Raw genomic sequence first — 25,933 nt, 5'->3', positions numbered from 1 at the left:
TGCGGGAGGCTCTGCCTGGCAATGTGGCGCAACAAACTGGAGCCTCTGTGGCGAGCGCGCTCGTCAAAGGAGTGTGGTTGCCTGAAATCGCTCATGCTCCCGACAGCGGTGTGTCACTCAACCGGTTGCCGCCTGCCTGGCAGCATTCGCAACGCCGTGTTATCGCGCATCACATAATGGTGAAAAATCCCTGCCAGCGCATGCAGCCCGATCAGCCAGTAGCCGATCTGCCCGAACAGTACGTGCCAGCCCTCGATCTCCTTGGCCAATGCCTTGTTCTCGGCGATCAACGGCGGCAATTCCATCCCGTAGAACATCACCGAGTGCCCTTCGGCGCTGACGATCAGCCAACCGGCGATCGGCATGCCGATCATCAGCGCATAGAGTGCGGTGTGCGTGAGCCTGGCCAGCAGACGCTGCCATAGCGGCGGGGCGGGGACGATCTTTGGCGCAACCCCCAGGCTGCGCGCAAACAATCGCAGCCACACCAGCACAAACACGGTCAGGCCGAACATGAAGTGCATTTCGACGATCAGCGTGCGTGCGCCGCTGCCCTTGGGGAACTGCCCGCGCAATTCGATGCAGGCATAGACCACCGCCAGCAGCACCACCATCAACCAGTGCAGCGCAATCGACATGGTGCTGTAGCGCGTATCGGAATTTTTCCACGGCATCGCTGGTTTCCTCACTCATCAGGGCATGTTTCCGTTCTTTGGCGACGGAGTCTGTTTACTGTATGCCTGATTCAGCCGCGGCGCGCGTCCGGGATGCCGTTTTCCTTATTTGCGTCAGGCGCCCTGGGGCATCTCACCGCGCGCCAGGCGCCCGTTGATGTCGGCGATCACCGCCGGCAATTGGTTGATCGTGTCGATCAGGTAGTGCGGGCGCGAGCCGGCGAACATCGCTTCGATACGCATGCGCTCGGTGGTGAGCGTGGCGCTGTCCAGGGCCAGAAACTGCGCGTAGGTCAGGCCCAGCGCATTGCCGGAACAGGTCAGCGCCACGGTCCACATGCCGGCGCGACGGCCTTCGAGGATGCCCGGCACGGTGTCATCGACCTTCACGCACGCCGCCACATCGTCAATGCCCAGGGCGATCACGTTGGCCAGGGCCTGGGCCGGCCACGGGCGGCCGTTGGGGACGTCATCGGTGGCCACGACGTGGTCGGCGACATAACCGTTGCTCGCCGCCAGGGCGACCACCTTGTCCATGACCTGCCGGGGATAGCCGGAGCAGGAGCCGATTCTGATGCCCTGCACACGCAGTTCCGCAATGGTATCGAGGGCGCCCGGGATCAGCGCCGAGTGCTCGGCGATTTTTTCGATCTGCAACGGCATGAAGCGCTGGTAGATCGCGGTCACGTCCGCATCGGTGGGCGTGCGGCCGACCGCCTGGCGGTAGCGCTCGGCCACCGCCGGCTGGTTGCAGAGGGTACGGATATGGTCCCACTTGCCCATGCCCATGGGGCCACGGGCTTCTTCGATGGACACCTGCACGCCGAATTCGGCGAAGGCTTCGACGAAAATCTGCGTGGGCGCGAACGAGCCGAAATCGACCACGGTGCCGGCCCAGTCGAGGATCACGGCTTGCAGGGTGTTGGGGTTTTGATACTGCATGGTTCAAGTCCTGTGGAGGCTGGTGTCTAGTAGAAGCGCTTCACCGATCGCGGTGACCGCTGCTTGCATGTGCGCGGCGTCGACGTGGCCAATGCAGCCGACGCGAAACGTCTCCACCTGGGTCAGTTTGCCGGGGTACAGGATGAAGCCGCGGGCCTTGACCCGTTCGTAGAAGTCCTGAAACCGATAGCGCGGGTCTTGCGGGGCGTGAAAGGTGACGATGATCGGTGCCTGGATGGCGGCCGGCAGGAAGCTGCGCAGGCCCAGGGCGGCCATGCCGTCCAGCAGCGCCTGGCAGTTGCTGGCGTAGCGCCGGTGACGGGCGGGCAGGCCGCCTTCTTCGTCAAATTGCAGCAGCGCCTCATGCAGGGCGGCAACCACGTGGGTCGGCGGGGTGAAGCGCCACTGGCCGGTGCTGGCCAGGTAGCTGTGCTGGTCGAACAGGTCCATCGCCAGGGAGTGGCTGTTGCCCTGAGCTGCGGCCAGCGCAGCTTTCCGTGCGAACACAAAGCCCATGCCCGGCACGCCTTCCAGGCATTTGCCCGAGGCTGCGATCAGCGCGTCGAAGGGTATTTCGCGAGCATCGATGGGCAGCGCACCGAACGAGCTCATGGCGTCGATGATCAGCCGCCTGCCGTGACGTGCCACCACCTGCGCAATCTCCGCCAGCGGGTTGAGGATGCCGGTGCTGGTTTCGCAGTGGACCAGGGCGACATGGCTGATGCGGCTGTCGGCGTGCAGCAGGCGGTCCACATCGGCGGCGGTGGTGGGGGCGTCCTCGGCGGTTTCGAAGGTGCTGAACGTGCGCCCGAGCACCGCGCAGATCTTCGCCAGACGCTTGCCGTAGGCGCCGTTGATCAGCACCAGCACCTTGCCGTCGCGGGGCACCAGCGTGCCGATGGCGGCTTCGACGGCGAAGGTGCCGCTGCCCTGCAGGGGGATGCAATGGTGGCTGTCCGCACCGTTGAGAATCGTCAGCAGCCGGGCGCAGACGCTGTCGGTGAGTTGATTGAAGCGCGCATCCCATGAGCCCCAGTCTTCCAGCATCGCCTGGCGGGTGCGCAGCGAGGTGGTCAGGGGCCCGGGAGTCAGCAGGAGCGGCGCGGCAGTGGTCATTTCAGGTTCTCGCGAGGCGTTGGTGTGAAAGCTACGGCGCCTAAATTGCAGTTTGGCTTGTCATCAATCAAATTGTTTGTTGTTATGCGAGCCATCAGTGAGGCCGATAATCATGAATCTGTTTCAATTGCGGGCGTTTGACGCCGTGGCTCGCGAGGGCAGCTTTACCCGGGCGGCGGCGCGGCTGTTTATCAGCCAGCCGGCGGTGACCGGGCACATCAAGGCGCTGGAAGAGCACTATCAGATTCCACTGCTGCGCCGCACCGCACGACGGGTGGAATTGACCGAAGAGGGCACGCGCCTGGCGGCAATCACGCGGGCGATCTTCGGCCTGGTGGACGAAGCGCAGACCCTGCTGGAGGCCAATCGCCAACTGCTCAGCGGACGCCTGGAAGTCGCGGCGGACGGCCCGCACCTGGTGATGCCGATGATTGCCAGCCTGCGTGCGCGCTATCCGGGTATCACCGTGAACCTGCGCCTGGGCAATGCCCAGGAAACCCTGGCAGCGCTGTTGGCCGAGCACGCGGATGTGGCCGTGCTCACCGAAGTGGCGCCGCGCAATGGCGTGCACCTGCAGCCCTTGAGTGAGTCGCGTATTTGCGCACTGGTGCCGGCGGCGCACCCGTGGGCGAGCCTGCGCGAAGGTATTGCGCTCAAGCAGTTGCATGACGTGATCATGGTGCTGCGCGAGCCTGGCTCCATCACCCGGCGCACCTTTGACGACGCCTGCCGGGCGGCCGATGTGCAGCCCAGGGTGTTGCTGGAACTGGACAGCCGTGAAGCGGTGACCGAAGCGGTCGCGGCCGAACTGGGCGTCGGGGTGGTGTCCTCGATTGAAGTCAGCCCCGACCCGCGGGTGCGCGCGGTGCCGATCCAGGGCGATGGCCTGGTCAACCGGCACTTGCTCGGCTGTCTGCAACGGCGGCGCTCGCAGCGCATGATCCAGGCGGTTTTCGAGTTGGCGCCCTGAGGGTTTTTTGCTGGAAGGAAGCGTGGCTGCGCTATAAACTCTGCCCCCAAAGCGCCGGCCAGTAGACGTTTCGGCGCCATGGACAGTTAGAGAGTGAGTCATGGGCGCACAGTGGAAAGTCAAACATAAAGAAGCGGCATCCAATGCCAAGGGCAAGATCTTCGGCAAGCTGGTGAAGGAAATCACCATTGCCGCGCGCAACGGCGCCGACACCGCCACCAACGCCCACCTGCGTCTGGTGGTGGAGCAGGCCAAAAAGGCCTCGATGCCCAAGGAAACCCTGGAGCGCGCGATCAAGAAGGGCGCCGGCCTGCTCGGTGAAACCGTGCAGTACCACCGCGTGACCTACGAAGGGTTTGCCCCGCATCAGGTGCCGTTGATCGTCGAATGCGTCACCGACAACATCAACCGCACCGTGGCGGAAATCCGCGTGGCGTTCCGCAAGGGCCAACTCGGCGCATCCGGCTCGGTGGCCTGGGACTTCAACCATGTCGGCCTGATCGAAGCCTCGCCGGACAGCCCGGACGCCGATCCCGAGATGGCTGCCATCGAAGCCGGTGCCCAGGATTTTGAAGAGGGTGAAGAAGAAGGCACCAGCCTGTTTATCACCGAGACCACCGACCTGGACGCCGTGCAGAAAGCGCTGCCGGAGCAGGGCTTCACCGTGCTGTCGGCCAAGCTGGGCTATATCGCCAAGAACCCGGTGACCGGGTTGAGCGATGAGCAGATGGCCGAGGTCGAAGCGTTCCTCGAAGGCCTGGATAACCACGACGATGTGCAGGACATGTTTGTCGGTTTGGCAGGCTGATCACTGGGAAAACGCAGACCCAATGTGGGAGGGAGCTTGCTCCCTCTTATCCAACACAAAATAACTTATTGATTTTAAAACCTGAAGTTTCAGGCAGTCACATTCCTGTGGCGAGCGGGCTTTGTGGCGAGCGGGCTTGCCCCGCGTTGGGCTGCGCAGCAGCCCCAAAACCATGCGCTGAGCAGTGTCAGGCACACAGCGTTTTTCTTGATTGGGGGCGCTGCGCACTCCAACGCGGGGCAAGCCCGCTCGCCACAGAGGCACCGTTGTTTAGCGGTGTTGGAGAGCATCGAGCAGGGCTTCGATGTCTTCGAAGCCGGGCCGCGCCAGCACATCGGGCTGACAGCAGTTTTTGTGCAGTGCCAGCAGTTCGTCGCTCACCTGGCCGTCAACCCGCTCCAGCAATTCCCCCAGCAACACGCCGAACGCTCGCACTTCAATCCTCTGCAAGGCCCGGGTCTCCAGCGTGTCGGCCATGGCGTGGAACGACGCGGCACCAAAGTCCCCCAGCAGACACTCCCCGGCTTCATTCCACAGAATATTGTGGCCGTACAGATCGCCATGGGTGATGCCGTGCCGGTGCAGGTGCGCCGCCACCGAGGCGATACCGCGCGCCATGCGCAGTGCCACGTCGAGGCTGAACCGGGTGGCGGGCGCGTAGATGTCGCGGGTGCAGGACGCCAGGCTCGGCAGGGCAGCGAGGTTGCGGTAGCTCGGCTCGATCAGGTCCATCACCAGCGCAGCCTGTTCATCGGGGTGGCCGACCACGCGGCCGCGCACCTTGATCAGGTTGGGGTGCAGGCCGGCGGCGATGCAGGCCTGCATTTCGTGCAACGGTGAGCCGTCGCTGGTGATCGTGCCTTTGTAGAGTTTCACCGCCACCGGCAGCGCCTGGGGGGTCCACAGCGCCTGGCGGATGATCCCCGACGCACCTTCACCCAGCACCTCGCCCAGTGCCAGTTCGGTCCAGGCAATGTTCGGCGTCGCGTCCTCGCTTGCGAGGTCCGCTGCCATTTCCACCGGATTGCCGGCGTAGGCCAGCCAGGTCAGGCTGGGCAGCGTCAGCAGCCAGCGCGGCAGGTGGGTCAGGCGATTGGCGGCGATGCGGATCAATTCGAGGTTCTGACAGTTGGCCAGGCTCTCGGGCAATTGCGCCAGCCGGTTGCCGGCCAGCATCAGTTTTTGCAGCAGCGGTCGCTGGCCCAGCTCGTCGGGCAACTGGCTGATGCGGTTGTCGGTGAGGATCAGCCAGCGCAATTGCGGCGGCAACGCGGCCGCCGGTACATGGCTGATCTGGTTGGCCTTGAAGCCGATCATGCTCAACGTCGCGCAGTGGCCCAGGCTCGCCGGCAGCTCGGTAAAGGCGTTGTCCGAACAGAACAGCACGCGCAGGCGCGTCAGCCGGTGCAGGTCGTCGGGCAGGCTGCTCAGGGCGTTGCCCGTGAGGTTGAGGATTTCCAGGGTGTCGGCCAGTTCGAAGATTTCCCGGGGGAATTCGGTCAGCCCGCAGGACAGGTCCAGGCGCGTGGCACCGGCCAATTGGCCGGCCTTGAGTTGGGCGAGGGTATTCATGAACGGCGCGGTCACTCGGCAAGGGGGCGTAAAAAGGCGCTCATGATAGCGGCTCGGGCGCAGGTTGCGGGCACGCCTGTTGCAATTGCCCAAGACGGCTGGCGGTGCGCGCGAGGTCGATGGCCTGGCCGCTCATGGCCTGTGCCAGTGATTGTTCACCGATCAGCGTCAGCTGTTTGTCACGGTCGTAGAGCACGTCCACCAGATTGATAAAACGCTGTTGCACGGCAATCGGGCAGTCGGCGAGGTGGGGCAGGCCGTCGATGATCCAATGGTCATAGTCCTGGCACAGCAACAGGTAGTCCATCACGGCGGTGAGTTGTTCGCACAGATCGGCGAACGTGAAGGCGATGGTGCGCGCCTGATGGCCGCGACACGTCAACTGCCGGTTGCCCACCGTCAGGCTGTGCTCGGCGGCGTCCGGCCCGGGCAGGCCAAGCGCCTCGCGTTGCGCCGGCGTGCCCGGCCACACGTAGTGCCCGCTGGTAAAACGCTGTTGCGCGTGAGCCTGGGGCAGGCTGCGAAAATCCTCGGGTGAACTGACTTCCAGCACCTCCATGCGCGCGGCGATCAGGTCGATCACCGGCTTGAAGCGCTCATGGTACAGCGGGTTGGGCAGCAGGCCTTCGGGCGCATAGTTGGACGTCACCAGCACCAGCACGCCACGCTGGAACAGCGCTTTGAACAGCCGGCTGATCAGCATGGCATCGCCGATATCGTGCACATGGAACTCGTCGAAACACAGCACCCGGCAGCCGTCCAGTAATTCATCCAGGGTCACGGCAAGGGCGTCGTCCTGCGCGCGGTGCCGGAACATGCCCTGGTGCAGGCGGCTAAAAAACTCATGGAAGTGCACGCGCTGTTTCTCGGCCAACGGCAACGCCTGGAAAAAACCGTCGAGCAACCAGCTCTTGCCGCGCCCCACCGGACCGTGCAGATACAGGCTGCGGGTAGGCCGGCCGGCGAGCAGGTGCGTGGTCTCGCGGTGCATGGCGGCAATCGCCCGGGTCTGGCCGGCACTGAGGGTATAGCCCTGCTGCGCGGCTTTTGTCTGAAAGAACATCGCGATGGATACGTCGGTGCGGGTGTCGGGTTTTTTACCGAGCAGGCGACGAATCAGGGAACCGGCCAATACAAGTCACTCCAGGGTGCGGTGGTGGCCTACTTTAGGCGACCGCTGCAGTCTCGAAAAGCCATGATCCAGGCTAAATCCTGCCTCGACTGGCAGATTCCGCCCGAGTGGCTAACCTCATACACAGGTGTCACCCGCGCATAAGGATTTGGTGCTGTGAAGGGACGAGCGGTATTGGCAATCATGGGCGCAATGCTCTGCAACACGGTTTATGCGGCGCAACTTCAGGTTGTGGTGCGTATCGACGTGCAGCGCGGTTGCCAGTTGGTAGGCACCACGCGCAGTGCGGGTGTGGAGCAGCTTGGCGTGCTGGATTTTGGCAGCGGCCCGCGGTTGGACGACCCGGCCGGGCCGCTGAGTGCGGCGTTGATCAGCCAGCGCCAGCCGCGCCTTGAGTGCAACCCCGACACGCCGTATCAGATGCGCGTAGACGGCGGCCTGCACGGTGGCACTGGCGAAGTGCGTTATCTGGGCAATGCCACCTCTTCGAGCACACCCATTCCCTATCGTATTTATGCGGACGCCGCGCGGCTGATCCCGTTGCCGGTGAACGTGCCGGTCAGCGGCCGCGTGCCAGAAAGCGGCTCGGTCGACCTGCCGCTCTACGGCCGCATCGAACCGCTCAAGGACATTCCCGCCGTCGGCCGCTACACCGACCTGCTCAAGGTGACGGTCACGTGGTAGGCCGTCGTTTGACCCTGATGGCCATGGGCGGCCTGTGGTTGCTGGCGCCGGATGCCCGGGCGGCGGTGGCCAGCGGCTTTATCCAGGCGCGCATGGTGATCACCGCCAGTTGCGAGGTGAGCAAAGGCACGGACGTGGCCCCCGTCAGCCCGACCGGCGGCACCGCCATGCTGGATTTCGGCAGCCAGGGGCCCACCTGGAGCAACCCGTTGGCGGCCGGCATGTCGGCCGGCGATAACGCGCCGTTGATGGTCGCCTGCAACCCGACGGTCGCCAGTTTCACCGTGACCATCGACGGCGGCACCAATGCCGTCGGCACCACTCGGCGCCTGAGCAACGGGCGCCAGACAATCGCTTACCACCTGATGGCCGACCCGCTCGGGCGTATTCCGTACAGCATCGGCGAGCAACGCAGTTTCGTCGCCAGCAATGGCACGCAAATGACCATCCCGGTGTGGGGCGCCGTGGTGGCCAATACCACCGCCCTCCCGGCAGGAACCTACACCGACACATTGACCGTGACACTGGATTGGTAAACCCAAAGGATGACTCTCATGCACCCACTTGTATCGCGAATCGGCGTCTGCGCCCTGGGCCTGGCGATGGCCTCCAGCCTGAATGCGGCGACCACTGTCACCGGGCAGATCACCTCCAGCCTGACGTTGATCGCCAGCTGTCAGGTCAACGGCTCCGGTGCCGCAACCGGGCTGAATTTCGGTGCCTTGAACTTCGGCACCATCAACAGCCTGTTCACCAATGCCGACGCCCAACTGCTGGGCGGCACCGGTACCGGCGGGGCCTTGTCGATCCTGTGTTCGGCCGGCACCACGCCGGCGGTGAAGGTGCGCGCCGGCGCCCATGACGGCGCCTCGCCGGGCGGCACCCGCGCCCTGGCCGACGGCGCCGGCAACTTTGTGCCGTACGACTTCTACACCGACAGCGGGCACTCCGCGCTGCTGGCGATTGACGGTGTGGTGACCCTGGCCGCCAGCACCGGTGTAGCGCAAACCGTTGCGCTGTACGGTCGGGCCGTCGGCAAACCAGGGTTGCCGGCGGGCACCTACACGGACACGGTGGCCGTTGAACTGACGTTCTGACCATGTGGCGCACAGCGTTGCTGGCCTTCGGGCTGGCGCTGCCGTTGCCGTTGTCGGCGGTTACCAACCAGAGCTTCCAGGTGAGCGCGACCATTACGCCGGGCTGCCTGATCGTGGGCGGTGGGGTCAATTACGGTTCGCTGAACTACGGCAGCTATTCCGCCCTGGCCACCAGCACCGTGACAGCGGCCATGACCGGTGGCATCACTCTGCAATGCACGCCGGGGGTGGCACTGAGCGTGAGCGTCGACGGCGGGCTGCACAGCACCAGCGGGCGCAACCTCAAGCACAGCAGCGGCAGTGCGCAGGTGGGTTACCAGTTATTTCGGGATGCCGCATTCAGCCAGAGCCTGGGCGTGAGCCAGAGCGTCAGCGTGAGCTACAGCGATGCAAACAACATCCGTCTGCCGATCTACGGGCGGGTGGTACTGCCGGGCAATCAGCCGAATGGGACGTACAGCGACACGCTGCAGGTGCAGCTGTCTTGGTAGGGATTTGAGTATGAGGAGTGGTTTTATGCGTTCACCTTCCCGGCGCTTGTGCGCCGTGGGCATTGCCTTGCTTGCCGCGGGCCTGAGCGGGCTTGTGCAGGCCGCAAGCTCGGTGCTGATCTGGCCGATTGACCCGGTGCTGGAGGCCGATCAGCAGGCCAGCGCACTGTGGCTGGAAAACCGTGGCACCGAGACCGCCAACCTGCAGGTGCGCGTGTTTGCCTGGAGCCAGCAGAACTTCGACGAGCAGTACCAGAACCAGCGCGATGTGATCGGCAGCCCGCCCGTGGCAAGGATCGAGCCAGGCCAGAAGCAACTGGTGCGGCTGACCCGCACCAAGGAAGTACCGCCGGGGCAGGAGCAGGCCTACCGCATCATCATCGATGAAATCCCCTCCGCGCTGCAGGTGCCCGCGCCACCGGAAGGCAAGAACACCGCAGCGGCGATTCGCTTTCAGATGCGCTATTCGGTGCCGTTGTTTGCTTACGGCGCGGGCCTGTGGAGCAAGGAAGACGCGACCCGCCAGCGTGACCCCAAGGGCGCGGGCAAGCCGGAACTGAGCTGGCACAAGGTCAATGTGGCCGGGCGCAGCTACATCGAAGTGCGTAACCAGGGCGCCGTGCATGCGCGGCTCACTGACGCTTCCTTCAAGCAGAACGGGCAGACCCGGCCGCTGGTCGATGGTTTGCTCGGCTATGTGCTGCCCGGCGCGACCATGCGCTGGCCGGTGCCGGACGCCGTGTCGGCCGACCAGCCGTTACAGGTACGGATCAACGGTGCGCCGCAACTGGAGAGCCTGGCGCCCAAGCGGTAGGCGTGAAGCAGCGGGACGGGCGGTTGCCCGGGTGTTAACAGGAGGGAGATGTCCATTGAAGGACACAACGCCATGGTGAGCTGTGGTCAGACTCGCGGCATATGGCTGTCGATGGCCGTGGCTGGCGGGCTGTGGGGCGCAGCGGTGGCGGGCGAGCTGCCGCCGCCGCCGAGCAGCATGGAGGCGGTCGCCGATGCCCAATTGTTTCTGCAGTTGGTGGTCAACCAGATGGACACCGGACGTGTGATCGCGGTGGATCAGCGTGCCGGGCAGCTTTTCGTGCCCGCCGGTGCATTGCAGGAGGTGGGCATGACCCTGCCCGGTGACTTCGGGCCCAGCGTGGCTCTGGATACGGTGCCCGGCCTGCACAGCGACTACGACAGCACCGGCCAGCGCCTGCTGCTGGATGTGCCACCGTCCTGGCTGCAGGAGCAGTTCATCGGCAACCGCAGCACCTACCCGCGCACCCAGGCCATGAGCAGTTTCGGCGCGTTGCTCAACTACGATGTCTATTTCAACGATACCGATGAAGGCGGCAGCTACCTGGCCGCCTGGAACGAGGTGCGGCTGTTCGACAACTGGGGCACCTTGTCCACCACCGGGCAGTTTCGTCAGACCCTGGCCGGCGGCATCAGCGACAGCACACTCAATAACGGTTACCGGCGTTACGACACCGCCTGGCGCTTTTCCGATGATGAGCGCTTGCTCACCTACGAGGCGGGCGATCTGATCAGCGGCTCGCTGCCCTGGAGCAGTTCGGTGCGCCTGGGCGGGGTGCAGCTGTCGCGGGACTTTGCGGTGCGCCCGGACCTGGTCACCTATCCCTTGCCGCAGTTTGCCGGGGAGGCGGCAGTGCCGTCGTCAGTGGATCTGTTTATCAACGGCTACAAATCCGAAAGCGCGTTGCTGCAACCCGGGCCCTACACCCTCACCAACATTCCGTTCATCAATGGCGCCGGTGAAGCCGTGGTGGTCACCACCGATGCACTGGGCCGGCAGGTGTCGACCACGGTGCCGTTCTACGTCACCAGCACGCTGCTGCAACAGGGCCTGAGCGACTTCTCGGTCGCCGCCGGTACCTTGCGTCGCGATTATGCCCTGCGCGATTTCGGCTACGGGTCGGGCGTGGCCAGCGGCACCTTTCGCTATGGCTACTCCGACAATGTGACCCTGGAAAGCCATGCCGAAGCGTCCAGCAACCTTACCCTTGGCGGGCTTGGCGGCAATCTGCGCCTGGGCAACTTCGGCGTGCTCAATACCGCCATCAGTCAAAGCCGATTCGACGGCCGTAGCGGCCAGCAACTGAGCCTGGGTTACCAGTACAACAGCACGCGCTACAGCCTGTCGTACCAACGGGTCGAGCGCCGCGACGAGTATGCCGACCTGACCCTGGTCGACACGCCCTACGCCAGCCTCAGCAAGCGCAGCGAGCAGGTCACCCTGAGCCTCAATCTGCAGCGTTTCGGCAGCCTGGGCGTGGGCTATTTCGATGTGCATGCGGCGGACGATTCGCGCACGCGGCTGCTCAACCTGAGCTGGAGCAAACCGCTGTGGCGCAACACCAGCTTTTACCTGTCGGCCAACCGCGAGATCGGCGACAGCAACTGGGCCATGCAGGCGCAACTGGTGATTCCGTTCGACCTCAATGGCAGCCTGGCGGTAAGCACCGAGCGCAGCAAGGACGGCGCCAGTCGCCAGCGCCTCAACTACAGCAGCGCAGTGCCCAGCGAAGGCGGGGTGGGCTACAACCTCGGGTATGCCCAGGGCGATGGCCCGACCTATCGCCAGGCTGACCTGACCTGGCGCTTGCAGTCGGTGCAGTTGCAGGCCGGCGTGTACGGCAGCAGCGATGCCGAAACGCGCTGGGCGGACGCCAGCGGCTCACTCGTCTGGATGGGTGGCAACGTGTTTGCCGCCAACCGCATCAACGACGCGTTTGTGGTGGTGAGCACCCAGGGGTTCGCCGGGATTCCGGTGCGTTACGAGAACCAGTTGGTCGGCCAGACCGATCGGCATGGCCACCTGCTGGTGCCATGGAGCAGTGCGTATTACCGCGCCAAATACGAGATCGATCCGCTGAACCTGCCGCCCAATATCCAGAGCCAGAATGTCGAGCAGCGGGTCTCGGTGCGTCGGGGCAGCGGCTACCTGCTGGAGTTTCCATTGCGACGGGTGCTTGCCGCGAGCATCACCCTGGTGGACCGCCAGCATCAGCAATTGCCGCTGGGCAGCCTGGTGGTGCATGAGCAGAGCAACACCCAGGCGGTGGTGGGCTGGGATGGCCTGGTCTACCTGGAAAACCTCAGCGCCCATAACACGCTGCAGGTCACCCTGGGCGAAGGCCAGAGCTGCCAGGCCACATTCGACATGGACGAGCAACAACAGGACGTGCCGCTGATCGGGCCGTTGGTGTGCCAATGAACGCGCCATTTTCTTTGTTGAAAAAGCTGTTGTGGCAAGCCCGCTCGCCACAGGGACAGGAACGGGGAGTATGCGGGTGAGGGGCAAGGGATGGCTGTTGGGTCTGGGGCTGCTGTGTTCGGGCCAGGCGATGGCGGCGTGTTCGGTGGCGGCCAGTGTGCCGGCCAGCTTCGGCTCGATCAGTTCGATGACGGTACGCACGGCTGCGCAGGCCAGTTCCACCACCAGCGCCGGGTTGACGTGCACCTCGGCGTTGATTTCGCTGCTGGTGCCGTCGGACCATTTTTACGCCACCATCACCTCGGCCAGCAACGGCATGGTCGGCCCGACCGGTGATGTGATCGGCTACACGATCTATGGCACCAATACCGCGAGCTTTCCGATTGCACGCAACACTCAGTTCGATTTTGGCGGCACGGGCGGCATTGCCCAGCTTATCGGGCTGATCGCAGGGCCTAGCGCGAAAACCGTGCCGCTGTACATGGGCACTATCACCGGCAGCAACGTCGCCGCCGGCCTGTACAGCGAGACACTGAACATCGCCTGGAACTGGAACTATTGCTCGGGGGTGGGCCTTGGCGGCATCTGCCTGGGGCGCGATATCGGTAACGGCACAGCCACCCTGACCGTCAGCATGACGGTGACCAACGACTGCCAGATCACCGCGCCGAATATCCTCTTTGGCAGTGCGCCGGTGGTCAGCGGTTTCACCGCAGTGACCGGACAGACCATCAACATCGCCTGCACCAAGGGCAGCGCCTATACCGTCGGGCTCAGCGACGGGCAGAACCCGGTGAGTGTCGGCGGGCGGCGGCGGATGGTTTCCGGCACCAACTACCTGGCCTACGATATTTTCAAAAGTGCCGGCACCACGCGCTGGGGCAGTGTCGGCGCGGCGCGGCGCGCCAGTTCGACGGCCGAAGTCAACCCGGGCAATGGGCTGGGCATCGGCAGCCAGGTGTACAACTACAACGCCAGGGTCTACACCGATCAGACCACGCCACCGGCCGGCGTCTATGTGGACAACGTGGTGCTCGACGTCGGCTTCTAGAACTTCAGCAGCGGCGTGCCGGGCTGGCCCACCGGGCTGACCATCGCATAGTTGTAGCCGTCACCGGACCAGTACTCGGCCTGCAGACCGTCGGCGCTGCGACTGCCACGGGGCAGGAAGCCGTTTCCCGGGCCCGGCGGGCGAATGTAAAAGCTGATGCGTCGGCCCTGCGGGTCTTCGTACAGCACCATGGCGGCCGCGCCTTGCTCGGTGGTGAGCAGGCGCCCGCTGACCGGCCTGAAACCCGCCTGGCTCAGGTCGGGCAAGCGATGGGCCTGGTTGAAGTAGCGGTCGAGCCAGGCTTGCATTGTGCCGCTGTCCTGGGTGTTGTAGTCGGCGGGCATGATGCCGTCCTGGGCAAACAGGCGGTAGGCCTGCATCGCATCGGTCATTGGCAGCGTCGGCGGATGGGTGGCTTCGCGGGCGTGCCAGCCGCCCAGCCCGCCGAGGCTGACGGCGATCATCAGCACGGCGGCTGTGGCCAGGTGCCGACGCGACCGATGCCGGATGCGCTGGCGAATCAGTGCCGGGTCCAACTGCGGGTTGGCGGGTGTTTGCAGGGCGCCGCTCAACGAGGCGCGCAGCAATTGCGCATCCTGTTGCCAGGCGTGCACCTGGGCCGCCACCTCCGGGTGGCCGGCCAGCCAGGTTTCCATCGTGCGGCGATCATTCTCCAGCAGTTGATGATCGACGTAGGCATGTAAATCGCGTTCGCTGGGAGGCAGGCTGATCATTTGAGTATCCGCAGGGAAGGGCTGGCAATTTCGCCATCGCTGAGTTGGCGCAGGGCCTGGCGGGCGCGAGACAGGCGTGACATCACGGTGCCAAGGGGCACCTCGAGTATGTCGGCGACTTCCTTGTAGCTCAGGCCTTCGACCGACACCCACAACAGCAGGGCGCGCTGCTCGGTGTTGAGTTTATCGAAGGCTTGCAGGGTGGACTGGGCCATCACCGTGCGCTCTACCGACGGCTGCGCGTCGTCGCGTCCGGTGAAGAATTCGAGCATGCGCGCGTAGCGTCGGCTGCGACGGTGGGCGTCGAGAAACTGGCGATAGAGAATCGAGAACAGCCAGGCGCGCAGGTCACCTTCGACGCGTTTGTCGGCCCAGCTGATGATCGCCCGCTCGAGTGTCGACTGCACCAGGTCGTCGGCGCTGCTGGCGTTACGGGTCAGGGACACGGCAAAACGCCGCAGCCTGGGGATGAGTTCACGTAACGGTTCGTCGAGTGCATGCATGGGCGTCTGGCTGTCCACTACGCTTGGACTTGAGAGACGTCCGGCGTTGAAGGTTATTCCCCCGCACTGAAAAAATAAATCCAGCGCCGGGGAATAGGGTGGATCGGCATTCGTCTCAATGCTCCGACCTTATGTTTCATCCCTAAGGCCATTGGCCCTGGAGTTCCTTCATGGTAGATCACTCATCACCGCCGCGTCCCGCGTTGAGCACGGCGAGCCTGATCGCACGACTCGCCGGTATCGGTGCTGTGGTTGCGGTTGTAGCCGGGGCGTTTGCCTACGTCAACGGCACACTCGACCCACAACGCCTGCGTCCCAAGACCCTGGTCAATGCGCTGGAAACCAACAACGGTGTGCATCCCGGTTTTCGACGCAACCATGCCAAAGGCGTGTGCGTGGCGGGATATTTCGAGAGCAGCGCCGAGGCCCGCGCGTACTCCCGTGCGCAGGTGTTCAGCGAGGCGAGGACGCCGGTGATCGGCCGGTTCGCCTTGCCCAGCGGCAACCCCTACGCGCCGGACAGCAGTGTGCCGATCCGCAGTTTTGCCGTGCAGTTCAGCCAGGCCAACGGCCAGCAATGGCGCACGGGCATGAACAGCATGCCGGTGTTCCCGGTGGGCACGCCCGAGGCGTTCTACCAGATGCTCAAGGCCGGTGCGCCCGACCCGGCCACCGGCAAGCCGAACCCGGCGAACATGCCGGCGTTTTTTGCCGCGCACCCTGAGACGGCGGCGTTTCTGGCGTGGGTCAAGACAGCGAAGCCTTCTGCCAGTTATGCCACCGAGTCCTATAACGGCATCAACGCGTTTTACCTGGTGAATGCCGAGGGCAAGCGCCAGGCCGTAAGGTGGGGCGTGGTGCCGCAGAGTCAGGATGCAGCGGGCGATGTCGCCCCGTCGGGCAGCGACTTTCTGGAAAAGGACCTGGTGCAGCGCCTGACGGCGGGGCCGCTAAGGTGGCAACTGAACATGACCCTGGCCAACCCCGGCGATCCGGTGGACGACGCAAGCAAGGCCTGGAGCGGTGAACACAAGGTGCTGAACGCCGGTACGCTGGTGCTGCAAGGCAGCCAGCCGCAGGCGGATGGCGATTGCCGTGACATCAACTTCGACCCGCTGATTTTGCCGAGTGGCATCGAAGCCTCCAGTGACCCATTGCTGGCCGCGCGTTCGGCGGCTTACGCCAGTTCGTATTTACGCCGCGCCGGTGAAGTCAGCCCGCTGCACAGCGCCCCGCAGGAGTCGAAACCATGAGTGCTCAACCGCGTTTTTTTGCGCCGCTGGCGCGCCTGCTGCATTGGGTGATGGCGCTGATGGTCATTGCCATGCTGTTTATCGGTGCGGGGCTTGCGGCATCGGTATCGGAACGGCATGAGTGGCTGCTGCACCTGCACAAGCCGCTGGGCATCGCGATTCTGGCGTTGGTGATTGTGCGGTTGGTGGTGCGCTTTTCCACGCGTCAACCGCCGCTGCCGGCTGATTTGCCGCTGTGGCAGGTGTTGGCGGCCAAGGCGTCTCATCTGCTGCTGTATGGGTTGATGCTGGTGTTGCCATTGCTTGGCTGGGCGATGATTTCAGCGGCCGGAGATCCGGTAATGCTCAGCAGTTCGGTGCAGTTGCCGGCCTTGGTGGCGGCGAATGCGCCGTTGTTTGCGCTGTTGCGCAGGGCCCATGGGTTTTTGGCGTATGTGCTGTTTTTTACCGTGCTGGCGCACCTGGCGGCGGCGCTGTTTCACGGGTGGATTCGGCGCGATGGGGTGTTGCAGAGCATGACTGGGCGCGATGCTGGAGCAGATTGAGCGCTAACTGCGTGAGGCTCCTAGCGCTGTCGCGCAGCAAACTGGAGCCTCTGTGGCGAGCGGGCTTGCCCCGCGTTGGGGTGCGCAGCGCCCCCAATCGAGCAAAACGCTGTGTATCTGATACGGCTCAGCGCCTGGCTTTGGGGCTGCTGCGCAGCTCAACGCAGGACAAGCCTGCTCGCCACAGGGGAGCGGCGGTGCGACGATTCGACTTGCCCGCGAAAGCGGTGGGTCAGTCAACATCAATGTTTGCTGGGCCGACGCCATCGGGAGCAAGCCCCCTCCCACATTTGTACAGCGTTCGGCAGACCATTTCGGTCGGCTCTCAGGCCGCCACGCTTTTGCTTTTGCTTTTGATCTGGAAGCGCCCCGTCAAACACGCTGGCCGAACGCAGGTTTTGGAGCGTGGGTAACCCGGCAGGACGCCGGGTTAGCCGCGCTGGGCCAAGGATGGCCCATCGCGGCGGCCCACGCTCCAAAGCCTGCGTTCGGGCACACCGAGCCTGGGCGAGGTGCCGAGTGTTGGGGCAAGAGCCCTTTTGGTTACTTTTGGGGCTCTTTTCCAAAAGTGACCCGCCGTAAGGGCGGAACCCTAAGTCGCCGTTACCGCACAAACCGATATGTACACCGAAAAGTCGCACCGCTCGTTGCTTCGAGCATCACGCTGGCTTAACTGAACGGCATTAGGGCAAGCCCCGCGTTGAGCTGCGCAGCAGCCCCAAAGCCAGGCGCTGAGCCGTATCAGGTACACCGCGTTTTGCTCGATGGGGGGCGCTGCGCACCCCAACGCGGGGCAAGCCCGCTCGCCACGGGCGTATGGCTGCCTGAAATTTCAGGTGCGCCATGTAAATGGATCAGCGCAGGCTCGTGGCGACATCCGCCACGGTACTCAACACATCCTTGCCCAGTTGCCTGGAGCGATCCCCTGACCAGCCGGTTTTGGGGTTGGGTGCATCGTCGTTGTCCTTGAACGGCATCTCCAGAGTCAGCGACAGGCAATCGTACTTCTGGCCCACGGCGTTGCAGGCCAGGGTCATGTTGGCTTCGCCCGGCAGGTCGCGGGTGTAGCCGTGAGTGGTCTGGAAGTCGCGGGTCAAGGCGCTGAGGTGGCTGCGAAAGTGTTTTTCCAGCGCTTCGATGCGCGGCGTATAGCCCGGGTTGCCTTCGCAGCCGGCGGTGAACACGTAGGGGATTTCTTCGTCGCCGTGGATATCGAGGAACAGGTCCACGCCGTACTTTTCCATCTGTTGCTGTACGAACAGCACTTCGGGGCTCATTTCCTGGCTGGCGCTCTGCCAGGCGCGGTTGAGGTCCTGGCCCATGGCGTTGGTGCGCAGGTGGCCGTGGAAAGCGCCATCGGGGTTCATGTTGGGCACCAGGTACAGGTCGGCGACCGCCAGCAGCTTTTTAAGCTCGGTATCGCCGTCGCGTTGCAGACGTTCGATAACGCCTTCCATGAACCATTGCGCCATGTGCTCGCCCGGGTGTTGCTGCGCGATGATCCACACTTTGAGTCGGCCTTCGCCGCCTTTGCCACGGCGCAGCAACTGGATATCGCGGCCTTCGACACTTTTACCGGTGGCCAGCAGTTGGGTACCGGCGTGTTTCAGGGCCTGGTCGATCAGCCAATCGTGGCGCTCACGGCTGTAGGGTTCAAAGTAGGCGAACCAGGCATGTTTCTCGCGGCTTTGAAGGCTGATGTGCAGCGTCTCGCCGTCAAAGCGCGTGGGCACGCGGAACCAGTTGACGTGATCGTACGACGCCACGGCGTTGTAGCCGCTCCAGGCATTTTTATACGAGGAATGGCTCGCGTTGCTCAGGCGGAAGGTGTGGGTGTGGCCCACGTGCATGCCTTCGGCCTTGAAGTGGAACCACTGGAAATGCTGGCTGCGGGTATCGGGTTTGATCGCCAGCAGCAACTGATAGGCATCGCTGGCATCCAGGACCTGGATGTTGCCGCTGTCGAAGTCGGTGCTGATCTTGATGGAGGTCAAGGCCACGGTCATGGTCTGGTTGCCTGAATATGAGTTGTGGCGGCTATATTACACAGAGGCTGGGCAAAATCTTGATGCAAAATTGTTGCAGGGGAGGGGGCATTCTTCCTGATCCGGCGGCGGCTTGAAAACGGTGAGATTGATTCTCAGGCGCTGTTTCTCAAAGATCCCGTCCAGAGCGGTTGGGCGACTTTCATTGGGCAATGGTCTTTTGCTACCATGCGCGCCATCAAGCAACACACAGTCTTCATTAGCCTGAAGCCACGCCAGGGAAACTGGCAAAAAAAAGACCCGGCCAAAGAGCCGGGTCAAAAACCGTGATTAGCCTGATGAGGAGATATTCCAAGAGTCCGACCTAAGGTCTCTTGGTCTATCGACTGATCTCGCGATCAGCTGAGTCCAATAATAATCATTATCATTTGCAAGTCAAATGTTTTTATCCACTGGATAGAAATATTTTTGCTTCGCGTCCTCACACGTTTGCCTCGGCCTGCGGCCGTAGCAACGATCGCTCTACCATCGCCTTCGCCATATCGATCAGATACACCACTGAAAACGCCAGGTCGCGCTGATTGCCCTGATGGCTGCTCGCAGATTCGTAAGCCGTAGCGGCTGCACTGCGCAGCAGGTCGGAGGCATGCACCAGGGCTTCTTCATGGCTGATGCCGGGTTTGATGTGAAAGAAGGTGTCGTCTGCCCTGGAGTCGGACATATTCGCTTTCAAGTAATAGTCCAATGCACGTTGGGCGGCGCCGCTGGTGTGCATGTCGAGTGCTTCGTCAGTGGAAGGTGTTTCGAGCGGTAGATACGGGGTGGTCGTCATCGTGGGCGATACTCTGATGGGGGCGGAATCCTTGAGATTGATAATAGTACGTATCGTATTTATGTCGTTTCGTGGATTACTACAAACTGTTTATTGCCCTGAAAAATACGCAACGTATTGTCACGCACCATGGATAAATGGATAGCGTTGGTACGGGCCAACATGAAAGACCGCAAGGTCACCCAGGATGAACTGGCCGAACGCCTGGGCATGTCCCAGGGGGGTGTGGGCCATTGGCTCAACAAACGCCGGGTGCCCAGCCTTGCGGACATGAACCGGGTGCTGGCGGAACTGGGACTGGGCTATCTGGAGGTGGCGCTGGAGATTCGTGAGCGGGTCGACGCAGAGCGGCCACTGGAACACCACTACAACCCGTATTTCCGCTACCCGGTCAGCGACTGGAACGGGCTCTGTGAAGTGCGCGAAGAACGTGCGCCCTATGGCCCCGAGCGCTTTGAGCTGACGGACTATCACGCGGGCGGCGAAGCCTTCTGGCTCCCCGTAACCGGCGACGCCATGACCGCCCCTACAGGGCTCAGCGTCAGCGCAGGCATGCTGATCCTGGTCGACCCTTCCATCGATGCCGTTCCCGGCAAGCTGGTCGTTGCGCAATGGGACGACAGCCCCCGGGCCACCTTTCGCCAATTGCAGGAAGAAAGCGGCCAGCTGTACCTGGTGCCGCTCAATCCCACCTACCCGAAGCTGCTGTTCACCGACGATTGCCGCATCCTCGGTGTTGTCGTGCAAGCCACCGCGAGGTTCTAGTCGGCTATTTCCAGTTCCACCAGTGCACTGCCTTCAGCCACCATCTCGCCTTCCTGGCAAAACAGCGCCTTGACCACTCCGGCCACGGGCGCGCGAATGCTGTGTTCCATTTTCATTGCTTCGAGCACCACCAGTTGCGTGCCGGCTTCGACAGGCTGACCAACCTCCACCAGCACCCGCACGATGCTGCCGTTCATGGGCGCAGTGAGACCGCCCTGTTGCGACTGGCCCGCCTCCACCGCCGCAATCGGGTCAAACAGGCTGACCGCCTGCATCTCGCCGTCCCAGCGCAGGTATACGGCGCTTTCATGACGCACCGCCAGGTGCGCGCGGCGTATGCCCTGATCGTCGATCAGCAACTGCTCACCGTGCATCTTGTGCGCAGCGCCGGCAGCCAATGTCACCACCCGATCCTGCCCATTGCAGCTCAAGTGCAGCGAAACCTGCGCCGGCAGCCCCGCGCGAAAGCCCCGGGTATCCGCCCAAGGCCCTTCACCGCGCGGCAGACTCTGCATGAACGCCGAACCCGCCGCCTGCCAGAACCCGTCGCTCAACGCACCCTCCGTCGGCAGCAACTGCGCCTGATAACGCGGAATGAACCCGGTATCGAGCTCGGCCGCCGCAAACGCCGGATGGCCGATGATGCGTCGTAGAAAACCCAGATTGGTCTTGAGCCCACCCACAGCGAACTCGTCGAGCATGGCCAGCAGACGCAGGCGCGCCTGCTCGCGGTCCTCGCCCCAGGCAATCAGCTTGCCCAGCATCGGATCGTAGAACGGCGAGACCCTGTCACCTTGCTCCACGCCGCTGTCCACGCGACGTCCAGGCCCCGGGTCGCACTCGCGGTACAGCGCCAGGTGCCCGGTGGCAGGCAGAAAATCATGGGTCGGATCTTCGGCATACAGCCGCACCTCGATGGCGTGGCCATTCAACGGCACCTGCGCCTGAGTGATCGGCAGCGCTTCGCCCTGGGCCACGCGGATCTGCCAGGCCACCAGATCAAGGCCGGTAATCGCTTCGGTCACCGGGTGCTCCACCTGCAGCCGGGTGTTCATCTCCATGAAGAAAAACTCGCCACGGGCATCCAGCAAAAACTCCACCGTGCCCGCGCCCACATAACCAATCGCCTGCGCCGCGCGCACTGCCGCTTCACCCATGGCCTTGCGCTGTTCAACACTCAGCCCCGGCGCCGGGGCTTCTTCCACCACCTTTTGATGACGCCGCTGGATCGAGCAATCGCGCTCATTGAGGTACAGGCAGTGGCCGTGCCCATCGGCGAACACCTGGATTTCCACATGGCGCGGCTTGAGCAGGTATTTCTCCACCAGCATCTGCCCGTTGCCGAACGAGGACACTGCCTCACGCTGGGCTGAAGCCAGGGCTTCGGCCAACTGGCTGATGTCTTCGACCACCTTCATGCCCTTGCCGCCGCCGCCGGCAGTCGCTTTCAGCAGCACGGGATAGCCGATGCGCGCGCAGGCGTCGCGAAAGGTGTCCAGGTCCTGGGCCTCGCCGTGATAACCCGGTACCAATGGTACTCCGGCGGCTTCCATCAACGTCTTGGCCGCCGACTTGCTGCCCATGGCATCGATGGCCGAGGCGGGCGGGCCGAGGAAGATCAGGCCGGCAGCCTCGATGGCGCGGGCAAACGCTGCGTTTTCCGAGAGAAAGCCATAGCCCGGATGAATCGCCTGGGCGCCACTGGCCTTGGCGGCGGCGATGATCTTGTCGATTTGCAGGTAACTTTCCGTAGCTTTGCTGCCGCCCAGGTCGACGCGAATGTCCGCCTCGCGACTGTGCCGCGCATCGCGGTCGATGGCGCTATGCACGGCTACCGTGGTCAGCCCCATCGCTTTGGCGGTGCGCATGATCCGGCAGGCAATTTCGCCACGGTTGGCGACCAGCAGGGTGGTAAGTGGTCTCATGGGCGTGGCTCCCGGGACTGCCAGACAGGCGCGCGTTTTTGCAGGAATGCACGCAAGCCTTCCTGGCCTTCGGCGCTGACGCGAATACGCGCGATGGCATTTTCGCAATAGCGCCGCAGGGCTGGCGTGAGGGCGCCGTGGCCCACTTCGCGCAGCAGGTCCTTGCTGGCGCGCATGGCCGCCGGGCTGTTCTGCAGCAGGTTGGTCACCCAGACGTCCACTTGCTGCTCCAGCGTGTCGGCCGGATAACTCTCCGCCAGCAGGCCGATTTCCCGCGCACGCTGGCCGCCAAATCGCTCGGCCGTCAGAGCATAGCGGCGGGCCGCGCGCTCGCCGATGGCCTGCACCACGAACGGGCTGATCACCGCCGGTGCCAGGCCGATGCGCACTTCCGACAGGCAGAACTGCGCATCATCGGCGCCGATTGCCATGTCGCAGCAACTGATCAAACCCAGCGCCCCCCCATAGGCGGCGCCTTGCACCACGGCCAGGGTGGGGATTTTCAGCTTGGCGAGGTTGTACATCAGCTCCGCCAGTTCGCGCGCGTCGTCCAGGTTAGTGTGGTAGTCCAGCTCGGCCGACTGCTGCATCCAGGCCAGGTCAGCCCCTGCGCTGAAGTGCCGGCCGCGTCCGCGCACCACCAGAAAGCGCAGGGAAGGGTCGCCCTGCACGTGGTCCAGGGCGAGGATCAATTCGCGGATCATCTCGGCGTTGAACGCGTTGTTCTTGGCTTCACGACTGAGCCATAACGTGGCAAAGCCACGGCTATCGGTGATCAGTTCGAGGGTGTTGAAATCGTGCATGGGGACAAGCTCCATTTACATGCGGAACACGCCGAAGCGGCTCGGCTCGATGGGGGCGTTCAGTGCGGCGGACAGTGCCAGGGCGAGTACCTCGCGGGTCTGCACCGGGTCGATGACGCCGTCGTCCCACAGGCGGGCGCTGGAGTAATAGGGATGGCCCTGGGTTTCATACTGGTCGAGGATCGGCTGCTTGATCGCGGCTTCATCCTCGGCGCTGAAGGCAGTGCCGGCGCGTTCGGCCTGTTCGCGCTTGACCTGCACCAGCACGCCGGCCGCCTGCTCGGCACCCATCACGCCGATGCGCGCGTTGGGCCACATCCATAAAAAACGCGGGTCATAGGCGCGCCCGCACATGCCGTAGTTGCCGGCCCCGAAGCTGCCGCCGATGATCACGGTAAATTTCGGCACCCTGGCGCAGGCCACCGCCGTGACCAGCTTGGCGCCGTGCTTGGCGATGCCGCCGGCTTCATACTTCTGGCCGACCATGAAACCGGTGATGTTCTGCAGGAACAGCAGGGGAATCCCGCGCTGGCAGGCCAGCTCGATAAAGTGCGCGCCTTTCTGCGCGGCTTCGGCGAACAGGATGCCGTTGTTGGCGAGGATCGCAATCGGGTAGCCATGCAAGTGCGCAAAGCCGCAGACCAACGTGGTCCCGAACAGCGCCTTGAATTCATCGAATACCGATGCATCCACCAGCCGCGCGATCACCTCGCGCACATCGAATGGTTGCTTGGCCTCGGCCGGGATCACCCCGTAGAGCTCTTCTGCGCTGTACAGCGGCGCTACCGGCGGGCGTAGGCGCAACTCGCCCAGCTTGCGCCAGTTGAGGTTGGCCACGCTGCGGCGGGCCAGGGCCAGGGCGTGTTCGTCGCTGTCGGCGTAGTGGTCGGCCACGCCGGAGATTTTGCAGTGCACATCGGCGCCGCCCAGGTCCTCGGCGCTGACCACTTCGCCGGTCGCCGCTTTGACTAACGGCGGGCCGGCCAGGAAGATCGTGGCCTGCTGGCGCACCATGATCGCCTCGTCGGCCATGGCCGGCACATAGGCACCGCCGGCGGTGCACGAGCCCATCACCACGGCGATCTGCGGGATGCCCTGGGCGCTCATGTTGGCCTGGTTGAAGAAGATCCGCCCGAAGTGTTCGCGGTCCGGGAACACCTCATCCTGGCGCGGCAGGTTGGCGCCGCCGGAGTCCACCAGGTAGATGCACGGCAGGCGGTTCTGCTCGGCGATGGTCTGCGCGCGCAGGTGTTTTTTTACTGTCAGCGGGTAGTAGGAGCCGCCTTTGACCGTGGCATCGTTGGCGACAATCATGCATTCCACACCCTCGACGCGGCCAATCCCGGCAATCACCCCGGCGGCCGGCACGTCTTCGCCATACACCTGATGGGCGGCCAGTTGGCTGAGTTCGAGGAACGGCGAGCCCGGATCGAGCAGACGATTGATGCGTTCGCGCGGCAGCAGTTTGCCGCGCGAGGTATGCCGCTCCTGGGCCTTGAGGCCGCCGCCTTGTTGTACCTGGGCGAGGAGGGCATGCAGGGCGTCGACCTGCTGACGCATCGCCGCGCTGTTGGCGGAAAATTCCGCCGAGCGTGGGTTGAGCTGGGTGTGCAAGGTGGCCATGGCGCGCTCCTTCAGCGGGTTTCGTTGAACAGTTCGCGACCGATCAACATGCGCCGAATCTCACTGGTGCCCGCGCCGATTTCATACAGCTTGGCATCACGCAGCAGGCGCCCGGCGGGGAATTCGTTGATGTAGCCATTGCCGCCGAGAATCTGGATCGCGTCGAGGGCCATCTGTGTGGCGCGCTCGGCGCTGTAGAGGATCACACCGGCGGCGTCCTTGCGCGTGGTCTCGCCGCGCTCGCAGGCCTGGGCCACGGCGTAGAGGTAGGCGCGGCTGGCGTTGAGCTGGGTGTACATGTCGGCGACCTTGCCCTGGATCAGCTGGAATTCGCCGATGCTCTGGCCGAACTGCTTGCGGTCGTGAATGTAGGGCACGATCAGGTCCATGCAGGCCTGCATGATCCCGGTGGGCCCGCCGGCCAGCACCACGCGCTCGTAGTCAAGCCCGCTCATCAGCACTTTCACGCCGCCGTTGAGCACACCGAGGATGTTGTCTGCGGGCACTTCGACGTCGTCGAAAAACAGCTCGCAGGTGTTGGAGCCGCGCATGCCCAGCTTGTCGAACTTGTTGCTGCGGCTGAAGCCTTTCCAGTCGCGCTCGACGATGAATGCGGTGATGCCGTGGGCGCCCCTTTCCAGGTCGGTCTTGGCATAGATCACGTAGGTGCTGGCATCGGGGCCGTTGGTGATCCAGGTTTTGCTGCCATTGAGCACGTAGCAGTCGCCGCGTTTGTCGGCGCGCAGTTTCATCGAGACCACGTCGGAGCCGGCGTTGGGCTCGCTCATGGCGAGGGCACCGATGTGCTCGCCGCTGATCAGTTTGGGCAGGTACTTGAGCTTCTGTTCATGATTGCCGTTGCGGTTGATCTGGTTGACGCACAGATTGGAGTGCGCACCGTAGGACAACGCCACGGAGGCCGAGCCGCGGCTGATCTCCTCCATGCTCACCACATGGGCCAGGTAACCCAGGCCGGCGCCGCCGTATTCTTCCGCCACAGTGATGCCGAGCAGGCCCATGTCACCGAACTTGCGCCACAGGTCGGCGGGGAACAGGTTGTCGATGTCGATCTGCGCGGCGCGTGGTGCGATTTCCTTGGCCACGAAGGACTGCACCTGGTCGCGCAGCATGTCGATGGTTTCGCCGAGGGCGAAGTTCAGGGACGGATAACTCATGGCAGGCACCTTACTGTG

The 25,933-nt window shown here is 63.7% G+C and carries 25 protein-coding genes; 12 read left to right on the top strand and 13 right to left on the bottom strand.

Annotated elements, in window-relative coordinates; all coding sequences use genetic code 11:
- Positions 1 to 113: 113 nt before the first annotated feature.
- The 3 genes from JOE32_RS08030 to JOE32_RS08020 all read right to left on the bottom strand — a co-directional run bounded on the left by JOE32_RS08030 (position 114) and on the right by JOE32_RS08020 (position 2,732).
- A complete protein-coding gene (locus tag JOE32_RS08030) occupies positions 114 to 674 on the bottom strand; it encodes a cytochrome b (RefSeq protein ID WP_209982989.1) in 561 nt (186 codons plus the stop codon).
- 114 nt (positions 675 to 788) lie between these two features.
- The gene (gene phnX / locus JOE32_RS08025) at positions 789 to 1,616 is read right to left on the bottom strand and encodes a phosphonoacetaldehyde hydrolase (protein WP_209982987.1); all 828 of its coding nucleotides are present in this window, start codon (positions 1,614 to 1,616) and stop codon (positions 789 to 791) included.
- Positions 1,617 to 1,619: 3 nt separating this feature from the next.
- Complete coding sequence (locus JOE32_RS08020) at positions 1,620 to 2,732, bottom strand: 2-aminoethylphosphonate--pyruvate transaminase (protein WP_209982985.1); 1,113 nt, start codon at positions 2,730 to 2,732, stop codon at positions 1,620 to 1,622.
- A gap of 112 nt (positions 2,733 to 2,844) precedes the next feature.
- Between JOE32_RS08020 and JOE32_RS08015 the strand changes: the two genes are divergently transcribed.
- Together JOE32_RS08015 and JOE32_RS08010 are read left to right on the top strand one after the other, a co-directional pair.
- Positions 2,845 to 3,702 carry a LysR substrate-binding domain-containing protein gene (locus JOE32_RS08015; RefSeq protein WP_209982983.1) on the top strand — a complete coding sequence of 286 codons (858 nt, stop codon included), beginning with the start codon at positions 2,845 to 2,847 and terminating at the stop codon, positions 3,700 to 3,702.
- 100 nt (positions 3,703 to 3,802) lie between these two features.
- Positions 3,803 to 4,510, top strand: a complete 708-nt coding sequence (locus JOE32_RS08010; protein WP_057007583.1) for a YebC/PmpR family DNA-binding transcriptional regulator — start codon at positions 3,803 to 3,805, stop codon at positions 4,508 to 4,510.
- A gap of 270 nt (positions 4,511 to 4,780) precedes the next feature.
- On the opposite strand, the gene JOE32_RS08005 is transcribed toward JOE32_RS08010, so the two are convergent.
- Positions 4,781 to 6,082, bottom strand: coding sequence for a leucine-rich repeat-containing protein kinase family protein (locus tag JOE32_RS08005; RefSeq protein ID WP_209982981.1), 1,302 nt, complete (start codon positions 6,080 to 6,082; stop codon positions 4,781 to 4,783).
- A 40-nt stretch (positions 6,083 to 6,122) separates the two neighbouring features.
- Positions 6,123 to 7,214 carry a cell division protein ZapE gene (gene zapE, locus JOE32_RS08000; protein ID WP_209982979.1) on the bottom strand — a complete coding sequence of 364 codons (1,092 nt, stop codon included), beginning with the start codon at positions 7,212 to 7,214 and terminating at the stop codon, positions 6,123 to 6,125.
- A 192-nt stretch (positions 7,215 to 7,406) separates the two neighbouring features.
- On the opposite strand from zapE, the gene JOE32_RS07995 reads away from it, so the two are divergent.
- The 7 genes from JOE32_RS07995 (at position 7,407) to JOE32_RS07965 (ending at position 13,772) form a co-directional block, all read left to right on the top strand.
- Positions 7,407 to 7,898, top strand: a complete 492-nt coding sequence (locus JOE32_RS07995; protein WP_209990411.1) for a spore coat U domain-containing protein — start codon at positions 7,407 to 7,409, stop codon at positions 7,896 to 7,898.
- Positions 7,892 to 8,434, top strand: a complete 543-nt coding sequence (locus JOE32_RS07990) for a spore coat U domain-containing protein (RefSeq protein WP_209982976.1) — start codon at positions 7,892 to 7,894, stop codon at positions 8,432 to 8,434. Before JOE32_RS07995 ends, JOE32_RS07990 begins: the two co-directional genes overlap by 7 nt.
- An 18-nt stretch (positions 8,435 to 8,452) precedes the next feature.
- Entirely contained in the window at positions 8,453 to 8,995 is a 543-nt protein-coding gene (locus JOE32_RS07985; RefSeq protein WP_209982974.1) for a spore coat protein U domain-containing protein, read from the top strand.
- 2 nt (positions 8,996 to 8,997) lie between these two features.
- Positions 8,998 to 9,486, top strand: a complete 489-nt coding sequence (locus tag JOE32_RS07980) for a spore coat U domain-containing protein (protein WP_057007578.1) — start codon at positions 8,998 to 9,000, stop codon at positions 9,484 to 9,486.
- Positions 9,487 to 9,511: 25 nt separating this feature from the next.
- Positions 9,512 to 10,300, top strand: a complete 789-nt coding sequence (locus tag JOE32_RS07975; protein WP_209982972.1) for a molecular chaperone — start codon at positions 9,512 to 9,514, stop codon at positions 10,298 to 10,300.
- 111 nt (positions 10,301 to 10,411) lie between these two features.
- Complete coding sequence (locus JOE32_RS07970) at positions 10,412 to 12,721, top strand: fimbria/pilus outer membrane usher protein (protein WP_245229227.1); 2,310 nt, start codon at positions 10,412 to 10,414, stop codon at positions 12,719 to 12,721.
- 70 nt (positions 12,722 to 12,791) lie between these two features.
- Complete coding sequence (locus tag JOE32_RS07965) at positions 12,792 to 13,772, top strand: spore coat U domain-containing protein (protein ID WP_209982970.1); 981 nt, start codon at positions 12,792 to 12,794, stop codon at positions 13,770 to 13,772.
- Here the strand turns inward: JOE32_RS07965 and JOE32_RS07960 are convergent.
- Positions 13,769 to 14,506, bottom strand: a complete 738-nt coding sequence (locus JOE32_RS07960) for an anti-sigma factor (protein ID WP_209982968.1) — start codon at positions 14,504 to 14,506, stop codon at positions 13,769 to 13,771. The genes JOE32_RS07965 and JOE32_RS07960 overlap by 4 nt on opposite strands.
- The gene (locus JOE32_RS07955) at positions 14,503 to 15,009 is read right to left on the bottom strand and encodes a sigma-70 family RNA polymerase sigma factor (protein ID WP_057007574.1); all 507 of its coding nucleotides are present in this window, start codon (positions 15,007 to 15,009) and stop codon (positions 14,503 to 14,505) included. The genes JOE32_RS07960 and JOE32_RS07955 overlap by 4 nt, the downstream gene beginning before the upstream one ends.
- 170 nt (positions 15,010 to 15,179) lie before the next feature.
- Here JOE32_RS07955 and JOE32_RS07950 point away from each other — a divergent pair, with 170 nt between their 5' ends.
- Positions 15,180 to 16,262: a catalase family peroxidase gene (locus JOE32_RS07950; protein ID WP_209982966.1), complete on the top strand. Its 1,083-nt coding sequence runs from the start codon at positions 15,180 to 15,182 to the stop codon at positions 16,260 to 16,262.
- The gene (locus JOE32_RS07945; RefSeq protein WP_209982964.1) at positions 16,259 to 16,807 is read left to right on the top strand and encodes a cytochrome b; all 549 of its coding nucleotides are present in this window, start codon (positions 16,259 to 16,261) and stop codon (positions 16,805 to 16,807) included. Before JOE32_RS07950 ends, JOE32_RS07945 begins: the two co-directional genes overlap by 4 nt.
- Positions 16,808 to 17,661: 854 nt before the next feature.
- On the opposite strand, the gene JOE32_RS07940 is transcribed toward JOE32_RS07945, so the two are convergent.
- Both JOE32_RS07940 and JOE32_RS07935 read right to left on the bottom strand, forming a co-directional pair.
- Positions 17,662 to 18,813 carry a M14-type cytosolic carboxypeptidase gene (locus tag JOE32_RS07940; protein WP_209982963.1) on the bottom strand — a complete coding sequence of 384 codons (1,152 nt, stop codon included), beginning with the start codon at positions 18,811 to 18,813 and terminating at the stop codon, positions 17,662 to 17,664.
- Between the two features lie 460 nt (positions 18,814 to 19,273).
- The gene (locus tag JOE32_RS07935) at positions 19,274 to 19,624 is read right to left on the bottom strand and encodes a DUF3077 domain-containing protein (protein ID WP_209982962.1); all 351 of its coding nucleotides are present in this window, start codon (positions 19,622 to 19,624) and stop codon (positions 19,274 to 19,276) included.
- A gap of 129 nt (positions 19,625 to 19,753) precedes the next feature.
- Here JOE32_RS07935 and JOE32_RS07930 point away from each other — a divergent pair, with 129 nt between their 5' ends.
- Positions 19,754 to 20,389: an XRE family transcriptional regulator gene (locus tag JOE32_RS07930; protein ID WP_209982961.1), complete on the top strand. Its 636-nt coding sequence runs from the start codon at positions 19,754 to 19,756 to the stop codon at positions 20,387 to 20,389.
- Here JOE32_RS07930 and JOE32_RS07925 read toward each other — a convergent pair.
- Genes JOE32_RS07925 through JOE32_RS07910 form a run of 4 tightly spaced genes read right to left on the bottom strand, consistent with a single transcriptional unit; the run spans position 20,386 to position 25,915 of the window.
- Positions 20,386 to 22,314, bottom strand: coding sequence for an acetyl/propionyl/methylcrotonyl-CoA carboxylase subunit alpha (locus JOE32_RS07925; protein WP_209982960.1), 1,929 nt, complete (start codon positions 22,312 to 22,314; stop codon positions 20,386 to 20,388). The genes JOE32_RS07930 and JOE32_RS07925 overlap by 4 nt on opposite strands.
- The gene (locus JOE32_RS07920) at positions 22,311 to 23,117 is read right to left on the bottom strand and encodes a gamma-carboxygeranoyl-CoA hydratase (RefSeq protein WP_209982958.1); all 807 of its coding nucleotides are present in this window, start codon (positions 23,115 to 23,117) and stop codon (positions 22,311 to 22,313) included. The genes JOE32_RS07925 and JOE32_RS07920 overlap by 4 nt, the downstream gene beginning before the upstream one ends.
- Positions 23,118 to 23,132: 15 nt before the next feature.
- Positions 23,133 to 24,740, bottom strand: coding sequence for a carboxyl transferase domain-containing protein (locus JOE32_RS07915; RefSeq protein ID WP_209982956.1), 1,608 nt, complete (start codon positions 24,738 to 24,740; stop codon positions 23,133 to 23,135).
- A gap of 11 nt (positions 24,741 to 24,751) precedes the next feature.
- Positions 24,752 to 25,915: an isovaleryl-CoA dehydrogenase gene (locus JOE32_RS07910; RefSeq protein WP_209982954.1), complete on the bottom strand. Its 1,164-nt coding sequence runs from the start codon at positions 25,913 to 25,915 to the stop codon at positions 24,752 to 24,754.
- Between the last annotated feature and the right edge of the window lie 18 nt (positions 25,916 to 25,933).

Origin of the sequence: Pseudomonas sp. PvP025, assembly GCF_017832155.1 — a bacterium.
Lineage (GTDB): Bacteria > Pseudomonadota > Gammaproteobacteria > Pseudomonadales > Pseudomonadaceae > Aquipseudomonas.
Note: the sequence above shows the minus strand (reverse complement) of the source record. Positions and strands in the feature narration are given on the sequence as shown.

Bases quoted from the DNA above. Each gene is read 5' to 3' on its own strand.
- JOE32_RS07970 (WP_245229227.1), top strand. From the start codon at position 10,412: ATGGCCGTGGCTGGCGGGCTGTGGGGCGCAGCGGTGGCGGGCGAGCTG.
- JOE32_RS07925 (WP_209982960.1), bottom strand. From the start codon at position 22,314: ATGAGACCACTTACCACCCTGCTGGTCGCCAACCGTGGCGAAATTGCC.
- JOE32_RS07950 (WP_209982966.1), top strand. From the start codon at position 15,180: ATGGTAGATCACTCATCACCGCCGCGTCCCGCGTTGAGCACGGCGAGC.
- JOE32_RS08030 (WP_209982989.1), bottom strand. From the start codon at position 674: ATGCCGTGGAAAAATTCCGATACGCGCTACAGCACCATGTCGATTGCG.
- JOE32_RS07940 (WP_209982963.1), bottom strand. From the start codon at position 18,813: ATGACCGTGGCCTTGACCTCCATCAAGATCAGCACCGACTTCGACAGC.
- JOE32_RS08015 (WP_209982983.1), top strand. From the start codon at position 2,845: ATGAATCTGTTTCAATTGCGGGCGTTTGACGCCGTGGCTCGCGAGGGC.
- JOE32_RS07995 (WP_209990411.1), top strand. From the start codon at position 7,407: ATGCTCTGCAACACGGTTTATGCGGCGCAACTTCAGGTTGTGGTGCGT.
- JOE32_RS07945 (WP_209982964.1), top strand. From the start codon at position 16,259: ATGAGTGCTCAACCGCGTTTTTTTGCGCCGCTGGCGCGCCTGCTGCAT.
- JOE32_RS07915 (WP_209982956.1), bottom strand. From the start codon at position 24,740: ATGGCCACCTTGCACACCCAGCTCAACCCACGCTCGGCGGAATTTTCC.
- JOE32_RS07955 (WP_057007574.1), bottom strand. From the start codon at position 15,009: ATGCATGCACTCGACGAACCGTTACGTGAACTCATCCCCAGGCTGCGG.
- JOE32_RS08005 (WP_209982981.1), bottom strand. From the start codon at position 6,082: ATGAATACCCTCGCCCAACTCAAGGCCGGCCAATTGGCCGGTGCCACG.
- JOE32_RS07980 (WP_057007578.1), top strand. From the start codon at position 8,998: ATGTGGCGCACAGCGTTGCTGGCCTTCGGGCTGGCGCTGCCGTTGCCG.
- phnX (WP_209982987.1), bottom strand. From the start codon at position 1,616: ATGCAGTATCAAAACCCCAACACCCTGCAAGCCGTGATCCTCGACTGG.
- JOE32_RS07975 (WP_209982972.1), top strand. From the start codon at position 9,512: ATGCGTTCACCTTCCCGGCGCTTGTGCGCCGTGGGCATTGCCTTGCTT.
- JOE32_RS07935 (WP_209982962.1), bottom strand. From the start codon at position 19,624: ATGACGACCACCCCGTATCTACCGCTCGAAACACCTTCCACTGACGAA.
- JOE32_RS07985 (WP_209982974.1), top strand. From the start codon at position 8,453: ATGCACCCACTTGTATCGCGAATCGGCGTCTGCGCCCTGGGCCTGGCG.
- JOE32_RS08010 (WP_057007583.1), top strand. From the start codon at position 3,803: ATGGGCGCACAGTGGAAAGTCAAACATAAAGAAGCGGCATCCAATGCC.
- JOE32_RS07930 (WP_209982961.1), top strand. From the start codon at position 19,754: ATGGATAAATGGATAGCGTTGGTACGGGCCAACATGAAAGACCGCAAG.
- JOE32_RS07965 (WP_209982970.1), top strand. From the start codon at position 12,792: ATGCGGGTGAGGGGCAAGGGATGGCTGTTGGGTCTGGGGCTGCTGTGT.
- JOE32_RS07910 (WP_209982954.1), bottom strand. From the start codon at position 25,915: ATGAGTTATCCGTCCCTGAACTTCGCCCTCGGCGAAACCATCGACATG.
- JOE32_RS08020 (WP_209982985.1), bottom strand. From the start codon at position 2,732: ATGACCACTGCCGCGCCGCTCCTGCTGACTCCCGGGCCCCTGACCACC.
- JOE32_RS07960 (WP_209982968.1), bottom strand. From the start codon at position 14,506: ATGATCAGCCTGCCTCCCAGCGAACGCGATTTACATGCCTACGTCGAT.
- JOE32_RS07920 (WP_209982958.1), bottom strand. From the start codon at position 23,117: ATGCACGATTTCAACACCCTCGAACTGATCACCGATAGCCGTGGCTTT.